Raw genomic sequence first — 25,291 nt, forward strand, 5'->3', positions numbered from 1 at the left:
CCCCTGACGGAAACTGTGGTCGTCAGACGGCCGGAGCGTACGGCCAGCACCGTGACCGACAGCGCCCCGAGTCGGGAGACGGACACCGTCAGTCGTGTCGCTCGGTGCGCTCGATCTCGCTGAACGCGGCGGCCAGGTAGTCGGCCAGCGGCGCACCCGTCACCGCCAACAGATCGGCCACGAGCAGCGGAGCATGCCGCGCCAGGGCGGACGCGCCGGGAGGCGAGTCGTCGCCCTCGGGGTCGTACACCCCCAACGCGCCAGCCAACAGTACGAGCACCACGTGCGGGTCCACATCCGAACGCCAGCGCGCCGCGTCCTGCACGCAGCGTGCCAGAACCTGGCGGATGTCGTCGCCGTCCAAGCCGTCCGGGTGGCTCTCCTCCAGCAGGAGCCGGACCACCGTGCCGAGCACCAGCCCGGACCGCTCGTCGGCCGCCAGGTCGTCCACCGTCTCGTCGTACGCCTGGCCGTCGCGGGCCTGGGCGGCGGCGACGGCTGCCGTGGCGGTCACCGCGATGGCGCGGGCGGACGCGGGCAGGTGTCGCCAGGTGCCGGTCATCGGGCCAGCATCGCAGACCGGGCCGACACCGGCGGACGTCGTGGCATTGGTCACGCCGCGCCGGGGCAGCGCGATGTTGGTCCAAAACGGTTCGCGTGCGTCACACCCACCGAACAGAATGCCGGACATGTTGCGCCGCGCCCTGCCTCGCCGTCCAGAAGCCCGCCGTATGCTCCTCGGCACCCTGCTGTCGGCGATCGGGCGTGGCCTGACCCTGCCGTTCCTGTTCATCTACCTGACCGACGTGCGAGGGCTCACCGACACCCGCGCCGGACTGGTGATCGGCTGGTACGGCGTCGTCACCCTGGCGCTGTCACCGCTGGGCGGGACGCTGATCGACCGGATCGGGGCGCGCCGGGTGGTGGTGCCGTGCCTGGTGATCGAGGCGATCGGCACCGGTTCGCTGGCGCTGGTCCACTCGACCGGCTCGGCCCTGCTCGTGATGACGGTGATCGCCATCGGCAGCTCGGCGATCTGGTCCGGCGGGAACACGATCCTCGCGTCGCTCACCGACGACGGCGAACGGCAACGCGTCTTCGGGCTGAACTTCGCGCTGCTCAACCTCGGCATCGGCATCGGCGGGATGACCTCCGGGGCGATCGTCGACACGGCGCGACCCGACACCTTCCAGACGATCTATCTGCTGGACGCGATCAGCTATCTGATGCCGGCCCTGATCCTGCTGACCCTGCCGGGCGTCGGCCACCGACTCGGTCACCGCTCGACCGACGCCGGGCCGTCGAGCGGGGGCTACCTGACGGTGCTGCGGGACCGCCCGTTCCGCCGGCTCGTGATCTTCGGCCTGGTCCTCACCACCTGCGGGTACGCCCAGGTCGAGGTCGGATTCGCCGCGTACGCCATCCGGGTCGCCGAGGTGAATCCCCGCGTCGTCGCCTGGGCGCTCGCGGGCAACACGGTGACGATCGTGCTCGCCCAACTCCTGGTGATCCGCCGGATCGAGGGCCGCAGCCGCACCGGCGCGCTCGCCGTGGTCGGGGCGGTGTTCGCCGCCGCCTGGCTGGTCCTCGGTGTCGCCGGCGTCGTCAGCACCGGCAACGCCCTGGTGGCCGCCCTGTGCGTGGTGGCCTGTTCGGCGATCTTCGGTTTCGGCGAGACGCTGCTGTCGCCGGTGATGCCGGCGCTCACCAACGCCCTGGCAACCGACGAACTGCGCGGCAGGTACAACGCCATGAGTTCGATGATCTTCGGCATCAGCGGGGTGATCGGTCCGGTGACCGCCGGCCCGCTCATCGGCGCGGCGAACGGCATGGTCTGGGTGGCGGTCGTCGTCGGCGGCTGCCTGGCCGCTTCACTCATCGCGCTCTCGCTACGCCGGCTGCTCACCGTCGAGCAGGACGGCCGCGTGACGATCGTTCCGCCCACCCCGGCACCCGCCTCCGCCTGACCCGCACCCGTGGGCGCCCCGGGCCTCCCCGCCCGGCGGGCTGCGCCGCTCGCATCCGCAAGCACCCCCGACCCGGCGAGCAACCCGGCGTCCCCGCGCCCGGTGAGCACCCCTTCGGCCACTCCGCAACTTCACCGATGCTGCTGCCTCCGCCGCGTCGGAGACGGCAACATCCCCGATACTGCGCGGATCTTGGCCGCACTCCGCGCTTGATCGTGCTCGATCCTGGATGTAGTGGCATCCCGGCACTCGCAGGCCACTACATCCATGATCGAGCGTGATCTTGCGGCACAGACCGCGTACGGCCGCACAGGCAGCGCGGGGCCGCCGGGGACGGGTCGGGCCCCGGAGCGTCCGCTCCGGGGCCCGACGTCGCGGGGTCGGCCGTCAGGCGGCGGGGACCTCGGCGGTGGTGCGGATACGGTCGAGCGCCGGGGCGGAGACCGGCGACTGCGCGGTCAGGTACGCCACCAGAGCGTCCAGGTCGATCTGGCCGGTGACCTGGTTGGTGCCGCCGGTGAGGGCGCTGAAGCCGTCGCCGCCGCCGGCCAGGAAGTTGTTCACCGTCACCCGGTAGGTGGCGGCCGGGTCGACGGCGGCGCCGCCGATGGTGAGGCTGCCCCGGACCACGCGGGTGCCGGCGCACGGGTTGGCCGCGGTGCCGGTGGCGCCGGCCGGGTCGACGACGTAGCCGACGGTCGACGACGGGTACAGCGTCCGGCCGGTGACGAACTGCTGCTCCAGTACGCAGTAGAGCTGCGCCCCGGTCAGGTCGAGGGTCACCAGGTTGTTGGCGAACGGCTGCACCGTGAACGCCTCCTCGTAGGTGACCGGCCCGGCGTCGAGGTCGGCCCGGACACCTCCGGGGTTCATGAAGGCGGCGACCGCGTTCTGTTCGTCGTCGGTGGCGGCGAGCTGCGCGTCGGCGACCAGGTTGCCCAGCGGGGATTCGCCCAGGGTCGTACCGAAGAGGGTTTCCTGGGTCTTGGTGATGGCTTCGGTGGTCTCGCCGACCTGGCGGTCGGCGACCGGGCCGAGCACGGTCTTGTAGCGGTCGATCAGGGCGGTCTGCTTCGGGTCCTTGGCGACGTCCCGGGTGACGACCACGTTGTTCGCGGCGGCGGAGATCACGTCGCCGCTGCGCCGGTCGATCTTGAGGTCGATGTCGGTGACGAGGCGGCCGAAGGAGCTGGCGCTGGTGACCAGCTTGCCGTTGATGTTGCAGTTGTACGCCTGGTGGGTGTGACCGCTGACCACCACGTCGATCGACGGGTCCATCCGGTTGGCGATGTCCACGATGGGCCCGGTCATGCCGACGCAGTCGTTGATGCCACCGGTCGCCGCCTGGGCGCCGCCCTCGTGCAGGAGCACGACGATGGTCTGTACGCCCTTACGGCGCAGCTCGCGGGCGTACCGGTTGGCGGTCTCCGCCTCGTCGGCGAAGGTGAGACCGGCGACGCCCTGCTGGCTGACGATCTGCGGGGTGCCCTCCAGGGTCATCCCGATGAAGCCGACCTTGACGCCCTGCACCTTGTGGATCGCGTACGGCGCCATGAGCGGCTTGCCGGTGGCGGTCTTGAAGGCGTTGGCGGAGAGGTACTTGAAGCCGGCACCCCGGTACGGGGTGCCGTCGGCGCAGCCGTCCACCGGGTGGCAGCCACCGTTCTGGATGCGCAGCAGCTCGGCGGCGCCCTCGTCGAACTCGTGGTTGCCGACGCTGGCGTAGTCCAGACCGGCCATGCTCAGCGCCTCGATGGTCGGCTCGTCGTGGAACGCGGCGGAGAGCAGCGGCGACGCGCCGATCAGGTCGCCGGCGGCGACGGTGATGGTGTTCGTCTTCTTCGCGGCGGCGCGCAGCTCGGCCAGGTGGGTCGCGAGGTATTCGACGCCGCCCGCGGTCTGGCCGGCGATGGTGCCGCTGGAGCCGCTCGGCGGTTCGAGGTTGCCGTGGAAGTCGTTGAGGGCCAGCAGGGTGACGTCGACCGGCTTCGGTCGCGCGTCGGCCTGCTCTCCGGTGGTGGCGACCGCGCCGAGCGCTGCCACCGCGAGCGCGGTCAGGCCGACAGCGGCCCGACGCATCCCGGGTACGGACATGGAACTCCTCGTGAGAATCGACGCGTACGGTGCCCGGCCTGTGGGTCGACCGGGCCGCCGACCGACACCGTCGGTGAGGGTCGGCCACGGTTGCGAAACGCCTCCCGCCCGGACAGCCTCTCATCCGGACGCCGGCCGGTCGAGTCGAGCGACGGATCGCGACCGACGCGTCGGGCTGAGCGTGAGAGCTGCGGAAATGCCCATCGTCGGACCAGGTCCACCTGACGAACAATCGATGACCGGTGGCGGAACAGCGTCGGTCGAAGGTACAGAGGGGACGGATTCAGCCGACCACGGTGAGCGCTTCGGCGACCAATGTGGCGACCGCTTCGGGCCGCCAGCCGTCGACGACTCCGGGTCGCCGCGCCAGGTAGTCGACGATCCGCTCGGCCGGCCAACCGTGTGACTCGTGCAGCCCTTGAGCGATCATGCGCAGGTAGGCCGGTGCCGGTGGCCGGTGCGGCACGGCGGACGCCGGTTCGGGCGCGGTGAAGGTGAGCATCGGGATGCCGGCACGCCGACCGGGGCAGACGAGGGTTTCGTAGCGTCCCGGACCGAGCGTCGCCCGTCCGTGGGTGACGGCCGCGTCGATGGCCGCGCTGGTCGCCGGGAGCAGGTCGGCGGTGTCGCCCGGTGGGCGGTACATCTCCTGGGCGGCGATGTCGGTGAACTGGTCGATGGTCACCAGGTAGGCCCGCGCGGCAGCCTCGCCCGGCAGCTGCGGGTCGTAGAACGCCATGCCGCCGGTCCACGCACCGGACTCGCCCGCGAAGTAGATCCCGCCGGGCATCCAGACCGGAGCCGACCGGCTCGGTGGACGGGTGTCGCGGCAACCCGGGTACGTGCGCCGGCCGCCGGGTGGACAGCCGCCGCCGATGTACCAGGCCAGCCTGGCGGCGTGCATGTTCGACCCGTACGCGACGTACCAGACGAGCATGGCGGCTACCTCAGAAGCCGCAGGTCTGCCCGGCCGAGTGGCTGACCTGGACGGTGTGCGTCACGCAGGCGTCCGGCTCGATCCGGTGCAGCAGGAAGGCGCTCGGCTCGGCGACCCAGCCGATCACCTCGTCCGTGGCCATGGTGAGGGTGCTCTGCTTCCAGGTGCTGGGCGCGACGGTGAGCACGGTGCCCGCGTACCCCGTGGTGACCGTGCGGTGCAGGTGGCCGGCGGCGACCCGCACGACGTGCCGGTGCCGGCCGATCACCTCGGCCAGGGCGGGCCCGTCGGCGAGCCGGATGGCGTCGGCCGCGGGGATGCCGACCGCGACCGGCGGGTGGTGCAGGCAGAGGATGGCCGGCACCTCCGGACGGCCCGCGAGGACCCCGTCGAGCCAGCTGAGCTGCTCCTCGCCGAGCTGGCCGGCGTCGCTGCCGGGAACGAGCGAGTCGAGCACCACGATGGTCGCCGCCTCGTGGTCGACGTGGTAGTAGGCGGAGAACCCGTCCCCGAGCCAGGGCGTGCCGCCGAACGCGTCGAGCAGCGACTCGCGGTCGTCGTGGTTGCCGGTGGTCAGGTAGATCGGCAGTGGGAACCGCCCGATCAACTCGCGCAGCGCCGCGTACTCGTCGGGTCGGCCGTGGTCGGCCAGGTCGCCGGTGATGACCACGCAGTCCGGTCGCGGGTTCAGGGCGAGCACGCGGCCGAGCGCCCGGTGCAGCCCGGCGGCGGGCTCGGCGGCGAGCAGACCGGTGGTCAGGTGCGGGTCGCTGATGTGCGCGATGAGCATCGGCTCGCCTCCAGGACGTCGGGACCCCACGCTATCGCCCGGCACCTTTACCCACAGGCCCGTCCACAGCCTGTGGATAGCACATGTGTACGAAGCCGGAAGCCCCTCCGGAAAACGTGAGTACGCTTGATCCAGCCCCTCCCCTACCTGGAACGACGTGCGAGTGGATCATCAGCGAGTCATCCGTGACGTCACCGTCCGCCTGTCGATGGCGTCCAGCGCGCCGGAAGCCTGTCGGTGGACGGTCAGCGCACTGTCCCACCACACCCCGGCCACCATCTCGGTGCTGCTCGAAGCCCACGACCGGCTGCGGTGCGTGGCGGCGACCGGCGCGTGGCAGGTCTTCGCGACCGTGCCGGCACGCACCGGGATCGTCGGCCGGGTGTACGCCACCGGCACCGCCGCCGCGGTCCCGGACGTCACCGTCGACCCGGACTACCTACCGGTACGCCCCGACGTCACGACCGAGCTGTGCGTTCCGGTACGCGACCCGAGCGGCCGGGTGATCGGCGTACTGGACCTGCAGTGGAGTGACCCGGTCGACCTGCGGCCCTGGCGGGAGACCGCGCAGCGGCTGGCGGCCCGGCTCGGGGCGCGGATCGCCACGCTGGGCGGCCCGCCGTCCGAGAGCCGCAGCGAGAAGCTGCTCCGGCACGCCGCGGCGCTGTCCGCCGCCCCCACCGAGGCGGCCGTGATCAGCGCGGCGACCGAGGCCGCCCGGGAGGTGTCCACCCTCTCCACCGCGGTGCTGTTGATCGGCGGTCAGCTCGGTCCGTCCCCGGCTGAGTCGAACGAACTGGAGACCCGGATCCGTGCCGAGCTGGCCGGCGCGGGCCCGGCCGCCCTGGACCGCATCGTCGAACGGGCACACCGCTACGGCGCCGGATACACGCTGGGCGAGGCCGGGCATCCCCCGACCGAGGACTACCGACCGCTGACCCGGGCGGGGGTACGCACGCTCGTCGCCGTGCCGGTCGGGCCGGCGGACGCCGACGGAGTGCTGCTGGTCGCCGACGGCCGCGCCCTGCACCCGGACCCCACCACGGTCAGCCTGATGGAGCTGCTCGCCGGGCAGGCGTGGACCAGCCTGGACCGGCTGCGTACGCTCGCCCGACTGCGGGAGCAGGCCAGCTCGGACCCGCTCACCGGGCTGCGGCACACCGGCCCGTTCGGGCAGCGGATCGCGGCGGCCACCCCGGGGCGTACGGCTCTGCTGGCGATCGACGTGGACGGCTTCAAGACGGTCAACGACACGTACGGGCACCAGGCCGGCGACCAGGTGCTGGTCGGGTTGGCGCGGGCGCTGGAGGGCGCGCTGCGGCACGGCGACGAGCTGTACCGGATCGGCGGTGACGAGTTCGTCGCGGTGATCGAGGTGAGTCGCCCCGAGGAGGCGGTCCGGATCGCCGAGCGGTTGGCCGAGGCGGCCCGCCGTACCGGCCGCACGATCAGCGTGGGCGTCGCACTCCCCCGCCCCGGCGAAACCCCCGACCGCACCCTGAGAAGAGCCGACCAGGCCCTCTACGCGGTAAAACGCCAAGGCCGAGACGGAGTCCACCTAGCGGCGGCCTAACCCCATCCCCACCCCCTGGCCCCCAGCCCCGCTGAAGCCCGTCGATCTTGCACCTTCGGTTGCCGTTTTGTCACCTTCACACCTTATGCGGCGACAGGAAGTGCAAGATCGACGCGGTGGAGAGCGCGGGGGCGGGGCACGGGGGGGGTTAGGGGGTGCGGAGTTCTTTGGCTAGGAGTTCGGCTATCTGGGCGGTGTTGAGGGCTGCGCCCTTGCGGAGGTTGTCGCCGGTGACGAAGAAGTCGAGAGCGCGGGGGTCGTCCAGGGCACGGCGGATCCGGCCGACCCAGCTCGGGTCGGTGCCGACCGCATCGATCGGCATCGGGAACTCACCTGCTGCGGGGTCGTCGACCACGATCACGCCGGGCGCGTTGCGCAGCGCCTCGCGGGCGCCCTCGGCGTCGACCTCGGTGGCGAAGACGGCGTGTACGGCCACCGAGTGCGCGGTGACCACCGGCACCCGGACGCAGGTGGAGCTGACCTTGAGATCGGGCAGGCCGAGGATCTTCCGCGACTCGTTGCGGATCTTCATCTCCTCCGACGACCAGCCGCCGTCGGCGGACGAGCCCGCCCAGGGCACCACGTTGAGCGCCAGCGGCGCCGGGAACGGGCCGAGGTCGTCGCCGACCGCCTGGCGGACGTCGCCGGTGCGTGAGCCGAGCGCCCGATCGCCGGCGACCTTGGCGAGTTGGTCGTGCAGGATGTCCACACCGGCCTGGCCGGCCCCGGAGACCGCCTGGTAGGAGGCGAGCACCAGCTCCCGCAGGCCGTACTCGCGGTGCAGCGGCGCGACCGCGATGATCATCGCGAGGGTGGTGCAGTTGGCGTTGGCGATGATGCCCCGGGGTCGGTTGCGGACCTGCTCGGGGTTGATCTCCGGAACGACCAGCGGGACGTCCCGGTCCATCCGGAAGGCGCCGGAGTTGTCGACGGCGATCGCGCCCCGCTCGACGGCGATGGGTGCCCACTGGGCGGAGACCTCGTCCGGCACGTCGAACATCGCCACGTCGACCCCGTCGAACGCCTCCGGGGTCAGCGCCTGGACGACCATCTCCTCGCCCCGGCAGCGCACCCGCTTGCCGACCGACCGCTCGGAGGCGAGGAGCCGGATCTCGCCCCAGACGTTGCGTCGCCCGGTGAGCAGCTCGCACATCACGGTGCCGACGGCACCTGTCGCTCCGACCACGGCGAGGGTGGGCAGCGCCGTCATCGGCGCTACCTACCCGTCCCGGCGTAGACCACGGCTTCGGTGTCGCCACCCAGCTCGAACTGGTCGTGGATGGCGCGGACGGCGGCGTCGAGGTCGGTGTCCCGGCAGACCACGGAGACCCGGATCTCGGAGGTGGAGATCATCTCGATGTTGACCCCGGCGGCGCCGAGCGCGGCGAAGAAACCGGCGGCGACCCCGGGGTGCGAACGCATGCCGGCGCCGATCAGCGAGACCTTGCCGACGTGGTCGTCGTAGAGCAGGCCCTTGAACTTGACCGGCTCCTGGATCTTGCTGAGGGCGGCCATCGCGGTCGGACCGTCGGCCTTGGGCAGGGTGAACGAGATGTCCGTCCGGCCGGTGCCCTCGGTGGAGACGTTCTGCACGATCATGTCGATGTTGATCTCGGCGCCGGCGACGGTGTCGAAGATCCGCGCGGCGGCACCCGGCTCGTCAGGTACGCCGACGATCGTGATCTTGGCTTCGCTGCGGTCGTGCGCGACCCCGGTGATCAGTGCCTGCTCCACGGAAAGGTCCTCCATCGATCCGGTGACCATCGTGCCGGTGTTGGTCGAGTATGACGAACGGACGTGGATCGGCAACCCCGCCCGGCGGGCGTATTCCACGCTACGCAGGTGAAGCACCTTCGCGCCGCACGCGGCCAGCTCGAGCATCTCCTCGTAGGTGATGTCCTTGATGTGCCGGGCGTTGGGCACGATCCGCGGGTCGGCGGTGAAGATGCCGTCCACATCGGTGTAGATCTCGCAGACGTCGGCGTGCAGGGCGGCGGCGAGCGCCACGGCGGTGGTGTCCGAACCGCCCCGGCCCAGCGTGGTGACGTCCTTGGTGTCCTGCGAGACGCCCTGGAAGCCGGCCACGATGACCACCGAACCCTCGTCGAGCGCGCCCTTGAGCCGCCCCGGGGTGACGTCGATGATCCGAGCACGGCCGTGCACCGAGGTGGTGATCACGCCGGCCTGCGAGCCGGTGAACGAGCGGGCCTCGTACCCCAGGTTGTGGATGGCCATGGCCAGCAGGGCCATGGAGATCCGCTCCCCGGCGGTGAGCAGCATGTCCAGCTCGCGGCCCGGCGGCAGCGGGCTGACCTGGTTGGCCAGGTCGAGCAGCTCGTCGGTGGTGTCCCCCATCGCGGAGACCACCACCACCACGTCGTCGCCGGCCTTGCGGGCGGCGACGATGCGCTCCGCCACCCGCTTGATCCGCTCGGCGTTGGCGACGGAGGACCCGCCGTACTTCTGCACCACGAGTGCCACGACGGTGCACTCCCTCCCAGCGACCCTGAGCGTGCCGACGCCGCCGGAACCGGGGCCGGCGGCGCGTGTCAGACCCCTTGAGCGTATCCGGCGGGTCAGGAGGGCGGGTCGGGTGATCCCACCATCCGGCCCGCGCGGCCGTCCGGCCGACGCGCGTGGCCAGGTCCGGGAGAGGCCGGGGGTACGCGGACAAACTGCCCCGACACGCCGGGAGGCGGCCCCTGTGCGCCGTTGCCCACAGGTGCCCCGCACCCACCAGAATGGGCCGGTGCCCGTCCTCCTCCGCCCGGCCGGCCGCGTGCTCGGACCGCTCGTGCTCGCTCTGCCGGTAGCCCTGGTCGCCTGCGACAGCGCCCAGCCCTCGCCTCCGCCGCCGGCCGATCCCGGCCCGGTCCAGGTGGACGGCACCCGTGACGAGTTGGCCGCCCTGGCCGCCGCCGCGCAGGATCGCCACCTGGTGGCGCAGTACGTCTTCAGCCGGAGTGGCCAGCCCGACCGCACGATCGTGTTCACCAGCGCGAACGACGGCAGTTGGCGGGTCGACGTGCCGGGCGGGGCGCTCGGCGGCACCGCCGACGTCTCGCTGGCCGCCACCTCCGACGGGCTGTTCCAGTGCGCCCTGCCCTCGACGGGCCACCCGGAGCCGGCGCGCTGCGTACGCCTCGGCGACCGCGACGATGCCATCCCGCGCCGGTTGGATCCCCGGATCCAGCACCCGCTCACCGACTGGCTGGACGTGTTGACGGATCGGCGCGCGCCGCTCGCGGTGGCCGTGGCGACCACGCCGAAGGGCCTCACCGGCGCCTGCTACTCGGTGGACTCCACCTCCGCCTCGCTCAACGCGCCGCTGGACGTCGGCATCTACTGCTACGACCCGGACGGCACGCCGACCGGCGCCCGGACCGACGCCGGGACGCTACGGCTGGCCGCCCCGCCGGGCGCGGCGCCCGCCACCGTGCAGTTGGCGGGCCCGGTGGTGGATGCGGAACCCCTGGACACGGCTGCTCCGCCGACTCCCGACCCGGCATTCAGCCCGAGCGCGGGAACGTCCTGATCTTCGTGCCGTTACGGGTGCTCTTGCCCACATCTCCGCAGCCCACTTTCCGCCGCTAAACGCCCATACGGGACGATTGCCGACATGGCTGACCTGACTCCACTTCTCGCCTTCCGCTGGAGCCCCAGGGCCTTCGACCCGAGCGCCACCCTGACGCCGCAGGAAGCGGCATCGCTGCTGGAGGCCGCGCGGTGGGCGCCGTCGACAGACAACGGGCAGCCCTGGCGGTTCGCCCTCGGGCACCGGGACGACGACAACTTCAAGCGGATCCTGATCAACCTCCCGGACGGCGACCAGTGCTGGGCCCGGCACGCCGCGACGCTGGTCGTCGGCGCGCACACCGGCGGCGACGCCGAGCGGGCCGCGTACGATCTCGGTCAGGCGATCGCCCACCTGACTCTCCAGGCCACCGCCCTCGGCCTGCACGTACGCCAGCTCACCCGCTTCGACCGGGCCGGTCTCGCCACCGAACTCGACCTTCCCGGCGGCGTCCGACCGCTGGTCGTCACCGCCGTCGGGCGACTCGGGGACCCGTTCGCTCTGCCCGCCGAGCTGCGCGCCAGCGAGACCGGCCTGCGGCACCGCCGCCCGGTCGCCGACCTGCTGCTCGCCTGACGTCAGCCGCCCCGACTGGCGCGGAGCAGCACCGCCGCCGCGTCGGTGTTGCGGTAGAGCACGTGCCGACCCTGCCGAACGCGGTCGACCAGGCCGGCGGCGTGCAGCGCGGTCAGGTGCGCCGAGACGTTCCCGGCGGACATCCCGGTGCGTCGGGCCAGATCGGTGGTGGTGGACGCGGTGTCGAGCAGGTACAGCAGCGCGGCCCGGCCGGAGCCGACCACCCGGGCCAACCGGTCGCCGGGTGGCGACGCGGCCGTCTCCCAGAGCGTCCCGACCGCCCGGACCGGGTACGCGGCGGCCGGCAGCGAATCCTCGAGCAGGTTCCACAGCACCCGCCGCTCGGAGAACACCGTCGGGTTCAGCGCCAACCCCCGGTCCCGCAGGTCGAAGTCCCGCTCGAACGGGTCGTCGCTGACCACCCGGTCGCCGAGCCAGCGCAGGCTCGGGTGGAGCTGCTCGAAGAACCGACCGGCGCCGTTCTCGGCGAGCTGGGCGGCGCGGTACACCACGTCGGCGTCGAGCAACGCCCGCATCCGCGACCAGTCCGGGGCGATCGCCTCGTCATACCAGACCCGCATCGCGTCGACGAGCTGCGGCAGCAGCCCACGGGGGTCGGCGAGCAGCGCCTGCCCGAACGGGCTCAGCGGCCGGCGCGGGGTGGTCGCCAGCAGGTCCTGGACGACCACGGCCGGCGGTGTCGCGGCGATCTGGTCGAGCTGCTCGGCCATCTCCACGTTCGGTCGGGCCGCCGGGGTCAGGAAGTCGGGCAGCCAGCAACGCGGCCGGGCCAGCTCCACCAACGGTCGGACCCGGGCGGCCACCTCGGGCCGACGCATCGTCACCCGGGCGCGGTCGATCCAGGGCAGGTGCACCGCGTGGTAGACGGGGCTGGCCAGCGCCCACATGCTCATGACCGTCTCGTTGACCGGAGACACGGCGAGCCGCACGCCCGCCACGTCCGCCAGGCTGAACCGCAACTCGGACACGTGCCCTCCCCCGGGAGCAGGATTCGGCCCAGCCTAAAAGGCTCGACCGATCTTTTGGGGACACGGTTGACTTTCCCGCCATGGGGGCCAGAGAGAGCATTCGTACCGCCGTCGCCAACGTCGTACCGCCGGCGGGCTTGACCCGCGCGCTGGCCGTGCAGGCCATGGTCTACGCCGTTGGCAGCGGCCTGTTCCACGCCGGCAGCGCCGTCTTCTTCACCCGGGCGCTGGGGCTCAGCGCCGCCCAGGTTGGGCTGGGCCTGTCCATCTCGGCGGGGGTGTCGCTGCTGGGCACCGTGCCCTTGGGCGGGCTCACCGACCGGTTCGGGCCCCAGCGAGTCTGGGTGGTGGGGCTGGTGCTGGACGCGGCGCTCTTCGCGTCGTACCCGTTCGTGGGTGGCTTCGCCGGTTTCCTCGCCGTGGTGGTGGCGTTGGCGGCGGTGGAGGCGTCGACGGGCGTGGCTCGGCAGGTCTACTCGATCAACGCGCTCCGGCCCGCCGAACGGGTCACCGCGATGGCGTACCAGCGGTCGTCGTTGAACGTGGGGTTCGGGCTGGGCGCGGTGATCAGCGGCCTGGTGCTGGCGGTGGACACGATCGAGGCGTACCGGGCGATGGTCTGGTTCATCTCGGCGGTCTTTCTGGTCACGGCCCTGTTCGTGCGGCGACTGCCCCGGCTGCCGCAGGTCGCCCGACCCGAGGAGCCGATGAGCCGGCTCGCCGTGCTGCGGGACCGCCCGTTCATGGTGGTGTCCCTGCTCTCCGGGTTGCTCACCGCGCACCAGCCGCTCTATCTGACGGTGCTGCCGCTGTGGATCCTCACCCACACCGACGCCCCGAAGACGCTGATCGCCGCCCTGGTGCTGCTCAACACGGTCCTGATCGTGCTGCTCCAGGTACGCGTCAGCCGGGGCGCCGACACCGCCTCGGGCGCGGCGCGGGCCTCCCGACGGGGTGGCCTGCTGATCGCCCTGTCCTGCCTGGTCCTGCCGATCTCCGGGCTCACCCGGGGCGCGCTCACCGTCGTGGTGCTGGTGGTCGGCGCGGTACTGCTGATCCTCGCCGAGCTGATCGACTCGGCGGGCACCTGGGGTCTCGTCGCCACCCTGCCGCCGGCCGCCCAGCGGGGCGCGTACGTGGGGGCGTTCGAACTCGGCAGACAGGTGCAGTACCTGATCGCCCCGGCCGGGTTGACCGCGCTCGCGGTGAGCACCGGCGGCTGGGGTTGGTTACCCACGGCAGCGATCTTCGTGCTGGTCGCGGCGGCGATCGTGCCCGCCGTGGCCTGGGCCGAACGGACGCCGAGGCTCGGTGCCCAGGCCCCGAAGCCGAGCATGACACCGGTCCCATAGTCCGGACCAGCCTTTGCACCCCTCGATCCATCACGTAGGGTGACCTGGTCATGTGGCAGGCGCTTCTCCTCCTTAGCCGCCGCGACGAGGCCTGACCGGCCGGCACCTCGTCGCGGAGTCGCATCGCGCCGTCCAGCACATCTGAGTTTCCTCTCGGCACCGCCGCGCACCGTCGCGCACCGTCGCCTGGCAATCCGCCGACACCTTCCGATCTGCTGACGCCACATGTCCCAGGGAGCACTCCGAGATGGCTCAACCTGTCACCGACGCCGAGACCGATCCCATCGCCCGGCAACGCCCCAGCCGGATGCCGTACCACCGCTACCAGCCCTATGGGGAGCAGTTCCGGGTCGACCTGCCGGACCGCACCTGGCCCACCCGCACCGTCGAGACCGCGCCACGCTGGTGCGCGGTGGACCTGCGCGACGGTAACCAGGCGCTGATCGACCCGATGTCGCCCGAGCGCAAGCGGCGGATGTTCCAGCTGCTGGTGCAGATGGGCTACAAGGAGATCGAGGTCGGCTTCCCGTCGGCCAGTCAGACCGACTTCGACTTCGTCCGTCAGCTCATCGAGCAGGACATGATCCCGGACGACGTCACCATCCAGGTACTCACCCAGTGCCGGGAGCACCTGATCGAACGGACCTTTGAGTCGCTGCGCGGCGCGAAGCGGGCGATCGTGCACTTCTACAACTCGACCTCCACGCTCCAGCGGCGGGTGGTCTTCGGCCTGGACCGGGACGGGATCGCCGACATCGCCACCACGGGCGCGCGGCTCTGCCAGAAGTACGCGGAGATCCACACCCCGGACACCGAGATCTTCTACGAGTACTCGCCGGAGTCGTACACGGGCACCGAGCTGGAGTACGCGCTGGAGGTCTGCAGCAAGGTCATCGACGTGATCGACCCGACGCCCGACCGCCCGCTGATCATCAACCTGCCGGCCACCGTCGAGATGGCCACCCCGAACGTGTACGCCGACTCGATCGAGTGGATGCACCGGCACCTGCCGCGCCGCGACAGCGTGGTGCTGAGCCTGCACCCGCACAACGACCGGGGCACCGGCGTGGCCGCCGCCGAGCTGGGCCTGCTGGCCGGCGCGGAACGCATCGAGGGCTGCCTGTTCGGCAACGGCGAGCGCACCGGCAACGTCGACCTGGTGACGCTGGGGCTCAACCTCTTCTCCCAGGGCATCGACCCGATGATCGACTTCTCGAACATCGACGAGATCCGCCGGGCCGTCGAGTACTGCAACCAACTGCCGGTGCACGAGCGCCACCCGTACGCGGGCGACCTGGTCTACACCGCGTTCTCCGGCTCCCACCAGGACGCCATCAAGAAGGGCTTCGACGCCCTGGCCGCCGACGCGAAGGCCGCCGGCGTACCGGTCGACGAGCACATCTGGGCGGTCCCGTACCTGCCGATCGACCCGAAGGACCTGGGCCGCACCTACGAGGCGGTCATCCGGGTCAACTCGCAGTCCGGCAAGGGCGGCGTCGCGTACATCATGAAGAGCGAGCACCAGCTCGACCTGCCGCGCCGGCTCCAGATCGAGTTCTCCGGCGTCGTGCAGCAGGTCACCGACCACGACGGCGGCGAGGTCGACCCGGCCGCCATGTGGGAGATCTTCGCGACGCACTACCTGCTCGACCACCAGCCGGACCCGGCGGTCCGCTTGACCGGCTACACGATCGGCACCGCCGACGGCAAGGTCGAGATCGAGGCCCAGGTCGGTGTCGGTGGCGAGCAGCGGTCGCTCACCGCGATCGGCAACGGTCCCATCGACGCGTACGTCAACGCGCTCCAGGCGGTCGGCGTGGGCGTACGGGTGCTCGACTACCACGAGCACGCGCTGTCCTCCGGCGGTGACGCGCAGGCCGCCGCGTACGTGGAGTGCGAGGTGGACGGTCGGACGGTCTGGGGTGTCGGCACCGATGCCAACATCGTGACGGCCTCGATCAAGGCGGTCACCAGCGCCGTCAACCGCGCCCGCCGCTGATCTGTGAGGAAGGGCCCCTTGTTAGCGCCTAGGCGCTAACAAGGGGCCCTTCCTCACGTCGGGGCGCTACTTCGGGGGCGTGGCGGCGGGCATCGAGTGGCAGGGCTGCGACGGCGGGGCCTCACGAGGTGGCCGGTGCACCAGGACGAGGGCCAGCACCGCGCCGGCCAGCAGCAGCCCCGCGCACCAGGCCAGCGCCCCCCGGAACGCGTCGGTCAGTTCGGCCTTCTGCTCGTAGCCGCCACCTGACAGGCCCACCAGCAGCGGCAGCGCGGCCACGGCGAGGAGACCGCCGGCCCGGGACGCGGCGTTGTTGAAGCCGCTGGCGACCCCGGAGAACCGATCCTGCACGGCCGCGAGCACCGACGCGGTCAGCGGCGCCACCACCAGGGTCAGTCCGAGGCCGAAGAGCAGCACCCCGGGCAGCACGTCGGTCCAGTAGGACGCGCCGGGGCCGACGCCGCGCAGCAGCAGCAGTCCGACGGCGGCGATCACCGGCCCCACGGCCAGTGGCAGCCGGGGACCGATCCGGGCCGACATCGCACCGGCCCGGGCCGAGCCGACGAGCAGCAGCACCGTCATCGGCAGCAGCGCGATCCCGGTCCGGAACGCCGACCACTCGACGACGTTCTGCAGGTAGACGGCGAAAAAGAAGGTGAACCCGCCGAGCGCCGCGTAGACCACCACGGTGAAGACGTTCAGGACGGAGAAGAGCCGGCTGCTGAACAGCCCGGTGGGCAGCATCGCGGTGTCCCCGCGCCGCCGTTCCAGCAGCACGAAGGTCACCGCGGCCACCACACCGACCAGCGCGGCGATCAGCACCGGCGCCGAGGCGAAGCCGCGCGCGGGCGCGTCGATCAGGGCGTACGTGACGCCGGCGAGCGCCAGTGCGCCGAGCACCGCCCCGGCCACGTCGAAGCGGCGGCGCGTACGGCCCGGCCCGTGGGTGCGGGAGGCGTTCTCGTCGCGGCTCTCCGGCACCCAACGCAGCGCGGCCAGCACGACAAGGACGGCGATCGGCAGGTTGAGGAAGAAGATCCACCGCCACGAGAGCGTGTCGATCAGCCAGCCGCCGATGAACGGCCCCAACGCCGTGGACACTCCGGACAGTCCGGCCCACGCGCCGATCGCCCGACCCCGATCGTCGGGGTGGAAGCTGGCCTGGAGCACCGAGAGCGATCCGGGCGTGAGGAGCGCTCCGCCCGCGCCCTGCACGATCCGGGCGGCGATGAGAGTGCCGGTGCCCTGGGCCAGCCCGCACAGCACCGACGCGACGGTGAACCAGAGCACCCCGATGAGGAACACCCGCCGCCGGCCGAAGCGGTCCCCGAGCGATCCGCCGAGCAGGACGAACGCCGCGAGCGTCAGCAGGTACCCGTTGATGGTCCACTGAAGATCGGCGACGTTGGCCCCGAGATCCTGGCCGAGTTTCGGCAGCGCCACGTTGACGACCGTGGTGTCCAGGAAGACCATGCCGGAGGCGAGCACCGCGGCGAGCAGGGTTCCCCGGCCGGCGGCGGTGCCCATCCGCAGTGCGGGCGACGGTACGGAGGAGGTCATCCCACCAATCTTGCTTGCACATTGTGGGAGACGCCACGAAACGCCGAAACCGCCCCCGGGTACTGTGCGCAAGCGCCGGGAGCCCGCAAGCTGGAGAGGTGTCGTCTGTGCGTACCAGATCAGGAACGCGTGCGTCGATGGCCGCGCTCGTCGCGGCGCTGGCGCTCGTCATGGCCGGCTGCGTCCCGCCCGAGGAGGCGGAGACCACGCCGACGCCGGGTGGCGGCGGCGGTAACGCCGTCGAGCAGTTGGGCCAGTTGACCGTCGCCACCGCTGGCTCGATGAAGGGCTACAGCCGGGAGCGCTTCCCGCACTGGCGGGACACCGGCAAGAACTGCGACGTGCGGGACACCATCCTGCAACGTGACGGCAAGGACGTGAAGCTCTCCGGCTGCAACGTGGTCGGGGGTCGCTGGGAGAGCGTGTACGACGGCCGCAGCGCGACCGATCCCTCCGAGGTGGACATCGACCACACGGTGCCGTTGGCCAACGCGTGGCGCTCGGGCGCCGACGAGTGGGACAACGCCAAGCGTGGCGACTTCGCCAACGACACCACACGTCCGCAGCTCATCGCGGTTTCCGCGTCCTCCAATCGGGCAAAGGGTGACCAGGATCCGTCCCAGTGGAAGCCGGCGAACCGGTCGTACTGGTGCCAGTACGCCAAGGACTGGGTGACGGTGAAGCACTACTGGAAGCTGACGGTGACCAGTGCCGAGAAATCCGCGCTGACCGACATGCTGGAGGGCTGCTGATGAGCGAGGAACCTGCGACAGACGCCAAGGCGAACCCGGCCACGGCCCCGTCCGCGGCCGGGATGACCGCCGACGGCACCGGCGACACGCCGGCCGCGGTGCCGGGGGCCGGTATGGTCGCGGACTCGACCGGCGCCAGTGCCCCGCAGAGCCGGACCGCCGACATCGTGCCCGGCCCGGGTGGGGTGATGACCGACGAGGTCGGCGTCGTCACCGGTGAGCTGACCCTGCGCACCGAGTACGCGGACGGCAAGGTCACGCTGCGGGTGCAGTACAAGGACGCGGACGAGTGGTACGTGGTGACCGGCGGGCTGGTCGCGCTGCCCGATCCGGCGGGGTTGGACGCGGTGCACGCCGTGGCGGTCGCCCTGCTGAACCGCCCCGAGGGCTGACAGCGCGTACGACGCTCAGGGGCCGTCCGTGCCGGACGGCCCCTGACCGCGTCACGGGGTGGGGATCAGCTCGCCCGGCGGGTCGAGCGGGCCGGTGCCGTCGGTGGGGCGCACCAGCTCCACCTCGACCTCGTGCGGACGGATCCGACCGGCGGCGATGTCCTCGGCGAAGTGGCAGGCCACCCGGTGCCCGCCGACCACGTCGCGCAGCTCCGGCCGCTCGCTCGCACAGCGGGTCGGCTGCGCCCACGGGCACCGGGTGTGGAACCGGCAGCCTGACGGCGGGTTGGTGGGCGAGGGCAGGTCACCGGCGAGCAGGATGCGCTCGCGGCGGTCCTCGACGACCGGGTCGGGCACCGGCACGGCGGACATCAGCGCCCGGGTGTACGGGTGCATCGGCTCGCGGTACAGGTCGTCGCTGGACGCCTCCTCGACGAGACCGCCGAGGTACATGACGCCCACCGTGTCGGCGATGTGCCGGACCACCGCCAGGTCGTGCGCGATGATCAGGTACGTCAGGCCGCGCTCGTTCTGGAGATCCTCGAGCAGGTTGAGCACCTGCGCCTGGATCGACACGTCGAGTGCGGAGACCGGCTCGTCGGCGACGATCAGGTCCGGGTTGAGCACCAGGGCCCGGGCGATGCCGATGCGCTGGCGCTGACCGCCGGAGAACTCGTGCGGGTACTTGCTGAGGGCGGACGCGGGCAGGCCCACCGCCTCCAGCGTCTCGCGCAGTCGCCGGTTCGTCTCGGCCTTGTCGCCGGCCAACCCGTGCGCCTTCAGTCCCTCCACCAGCAGCGACTCCACCGACTGCCGGGGGTCGAGGCTGGACAGCGGGTCCTGGAAGATCATCTGCATCCGGCGGCGGGCCTGCCGCATGGCCTCGCCCTTGAGCGCTCGGACGTCGGTGCCGTCGAACACGATCTCGCCGTCGGTGGGTTCGACGAGCCGCAGCAGGCCACGGCCGAGCGTCGACTTGCCGCAGCCCGACTCGCCCACCAGCCCGTACGTCTCGCCCTTGCGGATGCTCAGCGAGACGCCGTCCACCGCGTAGACGTACCCGACGGTCCGGTCGAAGAGCAGACCGCTCTTGATCGGGAAGTGGACCTTGACGTCGCGCAGCTCGATCAGCGCAGTGGTCTCGTCGGTCATCGGACCGCCACCTCCTCGGAGACGGGGTTGTTGCAGCGCAGGTCGCCGCCGGTGGCGGTGGGTTCGAGCGGCGGGGGCCCTTCCAGGCACGCGTCCACGACGTTGTCGCAGCGCGGCGCGAACGCGCACCCCTCGGCCCATGGGATGTTGTCGGCGACCGACCCGCGGATCGCGTGCAGTCGCTCGCCGCGCGGGGAGTCCAGCCGCGGCACCGAGTTGAGCAGCCCGTGGGTGTACGGGTGCCGGGCGTGCGCGAACAGCTCGTGCCGTCGCGCCCGCTCGACCACCTTGCCGCCGTAGAGCACGTTGACCGTGTCGCAGAGTCCGGCCACCACGCCCAGGTCGTGCGTGATCATGACCAGCGCGGTGCCGGTGTCGTCGACCAACTGCTTGAGCAGCGTGAGGATCTGCGCCTGGATGGTCACGTCGAGGGCGGTGGTCGGCTCGTCGGCGATCAGCAGCCGCGGCTTGCAGGCCAGCGCGATCGCGATCAGGGCGCGCTGGCGCATTCCGCCGGAGATCTGGTGCGGGTACTCGCTGAGCCGCCGCTGCGGGTCGGGGATGCCGACCGCGTCGAGCAGGTCCCGTGCCTCCCGCAGCGCCTGCTTGCGGTCCCGGCCCTGGTGGCGTTCCAGCACCTCGGCCACCTGCACACCGATCGGGATGACCGGGTTCAACGACGACAGCGGGTCCTGGAAGATCATGCTGATCTCCCGGCCACGCCGGTCACGCATGTCGTCCGGTCGCAGCTTCAGCAGGTCGGCGCCCTCGAACAGCACCTCCCCGGTGACCTTGTTGCCGCGCTTGGGCAGCAGGCCCATGATGGCGAGGCTGGTCACGCTCTTGCCGCAGCCGGACTCGCCGACCAGGCCGACGGTCTGCCCCGGCTCCACCGTGAAGCTGACCTTGTCGACGGCGGTGAAGGGTCGCTCGCCCCGCCGTTGGAACACGACGCTCAGGTCGCGGACGTCGAGCAGGCTCATCGGGTCACTTCCTCACTGCTGTGGTTCATCGCTCGCGATGCGCACACGACGGTCACCGCCGGTTCTTCGGGTCGATCGCCTCACGCATCGCCTCACCGAGCAGGGTGAAGCCGAGCGCGACCACGATGATCGCGAGCGCCGGGTAGTACGCGAGTTCCGGTCGGACCTCGAAGTACCGCTGACCGTCCACGCCCAGCATCAGACCCCACTCGGCCCGGTTGATGTCCGGGTCGCCGAGGCCCAGGAAGGAGAGCGCCGCGGCGTCCAGGATGGACACCGCGAAGGTCAGGGTGGCCTGCACGATCACCGCGGTCAGCGAGTTGGGCAGCATGTGCCGCAGCACGATGTTGCGCTCCTTGACCCCGAGCGCGCGGGCGGCGAGCACGTGGTCGCTCTCCCGCTGGGCCAGCATGGAGCCGCGCAGCAGTCGGGCGAAGATCGGCACGCTCACGATCGCCACCGCGAAGATCACGGTCCACTGGCTCGACCGACTCGCCATCGCGACCAGGGTGATGGCCAGCAGCAGGCTCGGCAGGGCCAGCATCACGTCGGTGAGTCGCATGAGAACCACGTCGATCCAGCCGCCGAAGGCACCGGCGATCGCGCCGATCAGCACACCGAGGGCCAGGCCGATGAGGGTGGCGAGCACGCCGACGAAGAGCGTCTGCCGGGCCCCGTAGATCATGCGGGACAGGAAGTCCCGGCCGAGCGGGTCGGAGCCGAGCGGGAACTCGCTGCTGGCACCCGGGATGCTGTCGACGGTCAGGTTCCTGGTCAGCTCGTCGAAGCGCTGCACCGGGTCGTGTGGCGCGATCAGCGGAGCGAAGATCGCCACCAGGACGAACAGTCCGACGATGCTGGCCCCGACGATGGCGACGGGGTTGCGCCGGAGTCGGCGTGCGGCGTCCCGGACGAGGCTGATGCCACCCCGGTCGGATGCGCTCGCCCGGGCCAGCTCGTCCAGCCGGGCCTTCTTGCGGTCGCCGAGCACGCCGATGCTGCGCTCGCTCATGCCAGGTCGGGGCTTGTCTTCTCCGCTGCGCGGCGCCGGCGTTCCGGGCTGGGTGATCGGGTCACTCATCGCACACGCACCCTCGGGTCGATGAAGGCGTAGGAGAGGTCCACCAGCAGGTTGACCACCACGAAGACCAGCGCGGCGAGCAGGATGATCGCCTGGAGCACCGGGTAGTCCCGGCCGCCGCTGATCGAGTCCGTGATCAGGGTGCCGAGGCCGCCCCAGTTGTAGACCTTCTCGGTGAGTACCGCGCCGGAGAGGAGCGCGCCGGTCTGCAGACCGATGGTGGTGACCACCGGCAGCAGCGCGTTGCGCAGGATGTGCCGGCCCCGGATGGTGCGGTGCCGCAGGCCCTTGGCCTCGGCGGTCCGTACGTAGTCCTCGTTGAGCACGTCGAGCACGCTGGCCCGGGTGATCCGCACGATCACGGCCAGCGGGATCGTGGCCAGCGTGATCGCCGGCAGGATCAGGTGCCACAACGCGTCGGCGCTGGCGTCGAACTCCCGGGTCAGCAGGCCGTCGAGGACGAAGAACCCGGTGACGTTCGTGTTGTCCAGTCCGGTGGTGAGCCGTCCGGAAGGCGGGAACCAGTGGATGTTCTGCGTGAAGACGTCCTTGAGCAGGTAGCCCAGGAAGAAGATCGGAATCGAGATGCCGAGCAGGGTGCCGGCAATGGTGAGGTTGTCCGGCCAGCGCCCCCGCCAGCGCGCGGCGAGATACCCCAACGGCACCCCGAGCCCGACGGCGATGATCATCGCGGCGATGGCCAGCTCGACGGTGGCCGGGAAGGCACGGCTGATGACCTCGGTGACCGGGTCACCGGTACGGATCGAGTTGCCGAAGTCACCGGTGAGGACTCGCTGCATGAACTTGCCGTACTGCACCAGGATCGGCTGGTCGTAGCCGAGCGCCTTGGTCAGCAGGGCGCGGCGCTCGGGCGTGGCCCGCTCGCCGAGCAGTGCCTCGACGGGACCGCCGGGCAGATTCCGCAGCCAGATGAAGATCAGCGCCGACAGGGCTATGAGGGTCACCACCAACTGCAGCAGGCGGCGGACTATGACTCGCAACATCTCTCACACCAGACTCTCGATGGTCGCGGAATCGGCCCGGGCAGGGGAGAAACCCCCAACCCGGGCCGATTCCGCCTACGGCGTCAGCCGATTGACGTCACTTCTTGACGCTGACGGTGTTGAACCGCTCGTCAGTCAGCGGGCTGGCCTTCAGGCCCTCGACGTCCTTGGTGACGACGATCGCCGGCGGCGCGTGCCAGACCGGCACGGCCGGCAGCCACTTGGCGGCGATGTCCCGGTTGACCTGCTCCCAGGCGGCCTTCTTGGCGGCGTCGTCGACGGTGCCGTCGGCCTTGGCGATCGCGTCGAACATCTCGTTCATCGACTGGTCGCCGAACTCGACCTTGCCCCGGCCGAAGAACGTGCCGACGAAGTTGCCCGGGTCGTTGTAGTCACCGGTCCAGCCGAGGATGTGCAGGTCCTGCTTGCCGAACTGCTGCACGTCGTCCTTAAAGCCACCGTTCCACGGACGAGGCACACCGTTGACCTTGATGCCCACGGCCTGGAGGTCGTTGGCGAGGACGGTGAAGATCTCCTGCGGGTTCGGCATGTACGGCCGGGAGACGTCCGGCGGGTAGTAGAAGTTGAGCGTCAGACCCTCGGCGCCGGCCTCCTTGAGGAGCTGCTTGGCCTTGTCCGGGTTGTACTCGTACTTCTGCACGTCCGGGGCGTAGCCGAGCACGGTGTCCGGCATGAACTCGTCTGCGACCTTCGCGCCACCCGGGCCCTTGGTCTGCACCAGCTGCTGACGGTTGAGCGCGTAGGCGATCGCCTGCCGCACCCGCAGGTCCTTCAGCTTCGGGTTCTTCTGGTTGATGCCCAGGTACAGGATGTTGAAGGCCGGACGGTTGAGGACCTGGAAGCCCTCACCCTCGAGCGCCTTGCGGTCGGCCGGCGCCGGGAAGTCGATGCCCTGCACGGTGCCGGCACGGAGCTCCTGCTTGCGGGTGCTCTCGTCCTTGATGACCTTGATGATCACCTTGTCCACCTTGGCCTTGTCGCCAAAGTAGTCCGGGTTCCGGTTGAGGGTGATCTCGTTCTTGGCCTTGTCCCAGCCACCGAAGGTGAACGGGCCGGTGCCGACCGGGTGCTCGTTGGCGAACGCGCTGTACGAGAACGAGTCACCGTTCTGCGTGACGGTGTCGGCGTCGTACTTCTTGAGCGCCTCGGGGCTCGCGATCGAGAGCGAGGTCAGCGCGAAGGCGCCGGGGAAGGCACCCTTGTACTTCTTGAGCGAGAGGACGGCGGTTCCGTCGTCCTTGGCCTCGCACTTGTCGTAGATCGACTCGCCAGCGCCCTCGGCCTCGTTCTTCGCGAACCCGCCGAAGGTGTCCATGTAGTAGATCATCTGGGACTGGGCGGCGGCGCCCTTCATGTTGTACCAGCGGTCGAAGTTGAAGCAGACCGCGGCGGCGTTGAAGGGGGTGCCGTCGTGGAACTTCACGCCCTGACGGAGCTTGAACGTCCAGACCTTGCCGTCGGGGTCGTGCTCCCAGCTCTCGGCCAGGCCGCCGGTCAGCTCAGCGGTGCCCGGCTTGTGGCTCACCAGGGTGTCGAACATCTGCCGGACCGGCCGGAACGACTCACCGTCGTCGTTGAAGATCGGATCGAAGTTCTTCGGGTCACCGGCACCCGCGAAGATGAAGGTGCCGCCAGTCTTGGCCTCGCCACTGTCGCTGCCGCGCTCGCTCTCCGCGCAGCCGGCCGCGCCGACCGCCAGAGCGGCAACGGCCGCGATGGCCATGGCCGTTTTGAGCCTTCTCGCCTGCATCTCTCACCTCTGTCATGCGCATGACCACGCCGAGCTGTGGCTCGGTCCGTGTGCGGGAGGCTATGACATGTAACACCGGAAGCGGAACGGCCGTCAGGCAATCGCTACCAAGCCGACACCTTGCGCAGACGTCTAACAGTCATCGGCAGGACGAACGCATCGAGCGACACATCGACCGCGTTGCTCTGGGGCGCGACGAGGCCACCGTCGGCCACCGGACGACGCGGGCCACGGACGGCATCCGGAGCGGTCGATCAGGAAACGGGCGGTGGGCAGACCTCCAACCGCTCGACGTCCGCACCGGCCCGGGCCGCGCCCAGGTCGTGGAACGTCACACGGTGGCACGCGTCGACGCTGACCCTGCCGAACATCGTGCCGTAGGGGGCGGAACCGTACACGGTCACCACCAGGTCAGGTGCCCGGCGGACCTCCCGCACCTCGACCCGGGTGCCCTCCGCGACCACCGCCAACCGTTCGTCGGTCGGCGTCGGGTCGTCGGTGGCGACCACCGCGTCGCCGAACGCCCGGGCGTTCCGCGTCACGGTGGCTTCGGCCGCGGCCTCACTCGCGCGACTCTTCGCCGCGACTCGCCGGCTCTCCACCTCGATCGTCACGAGGACGCCGACGAAGGCGAACGCCAGCACGGCCGACAGCACCGCCGGAGCCCAGGGCCCCTGGCCCGAACGCCGCGTCGCCACCCGCCACCTCCCCGGGTACGCCGATGGGCCCGCGCTCATCGCGCGGA

The 25,291-nt window shown here is 71.0% G+C and carries 22 protein-coding genes; 8 read left to right on the forward strand and 14 right to left on the reverse strand.

All coding sequences use genetic code 11. The annotated features are described in order from the left end of the window. Window positions 1-88: 88 nt before the first annotated feature. Complete coding sequence (locus tag ABZ272_RS26055; protein WP_355052542.1) at window positions 89-562, reverse strand: hypothetical protein; 474 nt, start codon at window positions 560-562, stop codon at window positions 89-91. 127 nt (window positions 563-689) lie between these two features. Between ABZ272_RS26055 and ABZ272_RS26060 the strand changes: the two genes are divergently transcribed. Further along, window positions 690-1,967 (forward strand): MFS transporter, encoded by a 1,278-nt coding sequence (locus ABZ272_RS26060; RefSeq protein WP_355052543.1) that lies wholly within the window; start codon window positions 690-692, stop codon window positions 1,965-1,967. Between the two features lie 387 nt (window positions 1,968-2,354). On the opposite strand, the gene ABZ272_RS26065 is transcribed toward ABZ272_RS26060, so the two are convergent. The 3 genes from ABZ272_RS26065 to ABZ272_RS26075 all read right to left on the reverse strand — a co-directional run bounded on the left by ABZ272_RS26065 (window position 2,355) and on the right by ABZ272_RS26075 (window position 5,788). Then, complete coding sequence (locus ABZ272_RS26065; RefSeq protein WP_355052544.1) at window positions 2,355-4,061, reverse strand: bifunctional metallophosphatase/5'-nucleotidase; 1,707 nt, start codon at window positions 4,059-4,061, stop codon at window positions 2,355-2,357. Between the two features lie 283 nt (window positions 4,062-4,344). Further along, complete coding sequence (locus ABZ272_RS26070) at window positions 4,345-4,998, reverse strand: histone deacetylase (protein ID WP_355052545.1); 654 nt, start codon at window positions 4,996-4,998, stop codon at window positions 4,345-4,347. A 10-nt stretch (window positions 4,999-5,008) separates the two neighbouring features. Further along, window positions 5,009-5,788 (reverse strand): phosphodiesterase, encoded by a 780-nt coding sequence (locus ABZ272_RS26075; RefSeq protein ID WP_355052546.1) that lies wholly within the window; start codon window positions 5,786-5,788, stop codon window positions 5,009-5,011. Between the two features lie 163 nt (window positions 5,789-5,951). Between ABZ272_RS26075 and ABZ272_RS26080 the strand changes: the two genes are divergently transcribed. After that, complete coding sequence (locus tag ABZ272_RS26080; RefSeq protein WP_355052547.1) at window positions 5,952-7,361, forward strand: sensor domain-containing diguanylate cyclase; 1,410 nt, start codon at window positions 5,952-5,954, stop codon at window positions 7,359-7,361. A 148-nt stretch (window positions 7,362-7,509) separates the two neighbouring features. Here the strand turns inward: ABZ272_RS26080 and ABZ272_RS26085 are convergent, their stop codons facing one another. Together ABZ272_RS26085 and ABZ272_RS26090 are read right to left on the reverse strand one after the other, a co-directional pair. Beyond that, window positions 7,510-8,571 (reverse strand): aspartate-semialdehyde dehydrogenase, encoded by a 1,062-nt coding sequence (locus tag ABZ272_RS26085; RefSeq protein ID WP_355052548.1) that lies wholly within the window; start codon window positions 8,569-8,571, stop codon window positions 7,510-7,512. A gap of 5 nt (window positions 8,572-8,576) precedes the next feature. Continuing rightward, entirely contained in the window at window positions 8,577-9,842 is a 1,266-nt protein-coding gene (locus ABZ272_RS26090; RefSeq protein WP_354856481.1) for an aspartate kinase, read from the reverse strand. 268 nt (window positions 9,843-10,110) lie between these two features. Here ABZ272_RS26090 and ABZ272_RS26095 point away from each other — a divergent pair, with 268 nt between their 5' ends. Both ABZ272_RS26095 and ABZ272_RS26100 read left to right on the forward strand, forming a co-directional pair. After that, window positions 10,111-10,896, forward strand: a complete 786-nt coding sequence (locus ABZ272_RS26095; RefSeq protein WP_355052549.1) for a hypothetical protein — start codon at window positions 10,111-10,113, stop codon at window positions 10,894-10,896. An 84-nt stretch (window positions 10,897-10,980) separates the two neighbouring features. After that, entirely contained in the window at window positions 10,981-11,511 is a 531-nt protein-coding gene (locus ABZ272_RS26100; RefSeq protein ID WP_355052550.1) for a nitroreductase family protein, read from the forward strand. Window positions 11,512-11,513: 2 nt separating this feature from the next. Here ABZ272_RS26100 and ABZ272_RS26105 read toward each other — a convergent pair whose 3' ends face one another. Further along, window positions 11,514-12,500: a MarR family transcriptional regulator gene (locus ABZ272_RS26105; RefSeq protein ID WP_355052551.1), complete on the reverse strand. Its 987-nt coding sequence runs from the start codon at window positions 12,498-12,500 to the stop codon at window positions 11,514-11,516. 80 nt (window positions 12,501-12,580) lie between these two features. On the opposite strand from ABZ272_RS26105, the gene ABZ272_RS26110 reads away from it, so the two are divergent. Together ABZ272_RS26110 and leuA are read left to right on the forward strand one after the other, a co-directional pair. Next, on the forward strand, window positions 12,581-13,852 hold the full coding sequence (locus tag ABZ272_RS26110) for an MFS transporter (protein ID WP_355052552.1): 1,272 nt from the start codon (window positions 12,581-12,583) through the stop codon (window positions 13,850-13,852). A gap of 247 nt (window positions 13,853-14,099) precedes the next feature. After that, a complete protein-coding gene (gene leuA, locus ABZ272_RS26115) occupies window positions 14,100-15,851 on the forward strand; it encodes a 2-isopropylmalate synthase (RefSeq protein WP_355052553.1) in 1,752 nt (583 codons plus the stop codon). Window positions 15,852-15,917: 66 nt separating this feature from the next. Here the strand turns inward: leuA and ABZ272_RS26120 are convergent, their stop codons facing one another. Then, a complete protein-coding gene (locus ABZ272_RS26120; RefSeq protein WP_355052554.1) occupies window positions 15,918-17,411 on the reverse strand; it encodes an MFS transporter in 1,494 nt (497 codons plus the stop codon). Between the two features lie 137 nt (window positions 17,412-17,548). Between ABZ272_RS26120 and ABZ272_RS26125 the strand changes: the two genes are divergently transcribed. Both ABZ272_RS26125 and ABZ272_RS26130 read left to right on the forward strand, forming a co-directional pair. Further along, window positions 17,549-18,163, forward strand: coding sequence for an HNH endonuclease family protein (locus ABZ272_RS26125; RefSeq protein WP_355052597.1), 615 nt, complete (start codon window positions 17,549-17,551; stop codon window positions 18,161-18,163). Further along, window positions 18,163-18,555 carry a hypothetical protein gene (locus ABZ272_RS26130; protein WP_355052555.1) on the forward strand — a complete coding sequence of 131 codons (393 nt, stop codon included), beginning with the start codon at window positions 18,163-18,165 and terminating at the stop codon, window positions 18,553-18,555. Before ABZ272_RS26125 ends, ABZ272_RS26130 begins: the two co-directional genes overlap by 1 nt. A gap of 51 nt (window positions 18,556-18,606) precedes the next feature. Here the strand turns inward: ABZ272_RS26130 and ABZ272_RS26135 are convergent, their stop codons facing one another. The 6 genes from ABZ272_RS26135 to ABZ272_RS26160 all read right to left on the reverse strand — a co-directional run bounded on the left by ABZ272_RS26135 (window position 18,607) and on the right by ABZ272_RS26160 (window position 25,244). Beyond that, a complete protein-coding gene (locus ABZ272_RS26135; protein ID WP_355052556.1) occupies window positions 18,607-19,707 on the reverse strand; it encodes an oligopeptide/dipeptide ABC transporter ATP-binding protein in 1,101 nt (366 codons plus the stop codon). Continuing rightward, complete coding sequence (locus ABZ272_RS26140; RefSeq protein ID WP_355052557.1) at window positions 19,704-20,690, reverse strand: ABC transporter ATP-binding protein; 987 nt, start codon at window positions 20,688-20,690, stop codon at window positions 19,704-19,706. Before ABZ272_RS26140 ends, ABZ272_RS26135 begins: the two co-directional genes overlap by 4 nt. A 52-nt stretch (window positions 20,691-20,742) precedes the next feature. Next, window positions 20,743-21,702, reverse strand: coding sequence for an ABC transporter permease (locus ABZ272_RS26145; protein WP_355052598.1), 960 nt, complete (start codon window positions 21,700-21,702; stop codon window positions 20,743-20,745). 65 nt (window positions 21,703-21,767) lie between these two features. Beyond that, window positions 21,768-22,775 (reverse strand): ABC transporter permease, encoded by a 1,008-nt coding sequence (locus ABZ272_RS26150; RefSeq protein WP_355052558.1) that lies wholly within the window; start codon window positions 22,773-22,775, stop codon window positions 21,768-21,770. Window positions 22,776-22,872: 97 nt separating this feature from the next. Then, complete coding sequence (locus ABZ272_RS26155; RefSeq protein WP_355052559.1) at window positions 22,873-24,546, reverse strand: ABC transporter substrate-binding protein; 1,674 nt, start codon at window positions 24,544-24,546, stop codon at window positions 22,873-22,875. A 254-nt stretch (window positions 24,547-24,800) separates the two neighbouring features. Then, complete coding sequence (locus ABZ272_RS26160; protein ID WP_355052560.1) at window positions 24,801-25,244, reverse strand: hypothetical protein; 444 nt, start codon at window positions 25,242-25,244, stop codon at window positions 24,801-24,803. Window positions 25,245-25,291: the final 47 nt, after the last annotated feature.

It is taken from the genome of Micromonospora sp. NPDC005979 (genome assembly GCF_040614415.1).
Classification (GTDB): domain Bacteria; phylum Actinomycetota; class Actinomycetes; order Mycobacteriales; family Micromonosporaceae; genus Micromonospora.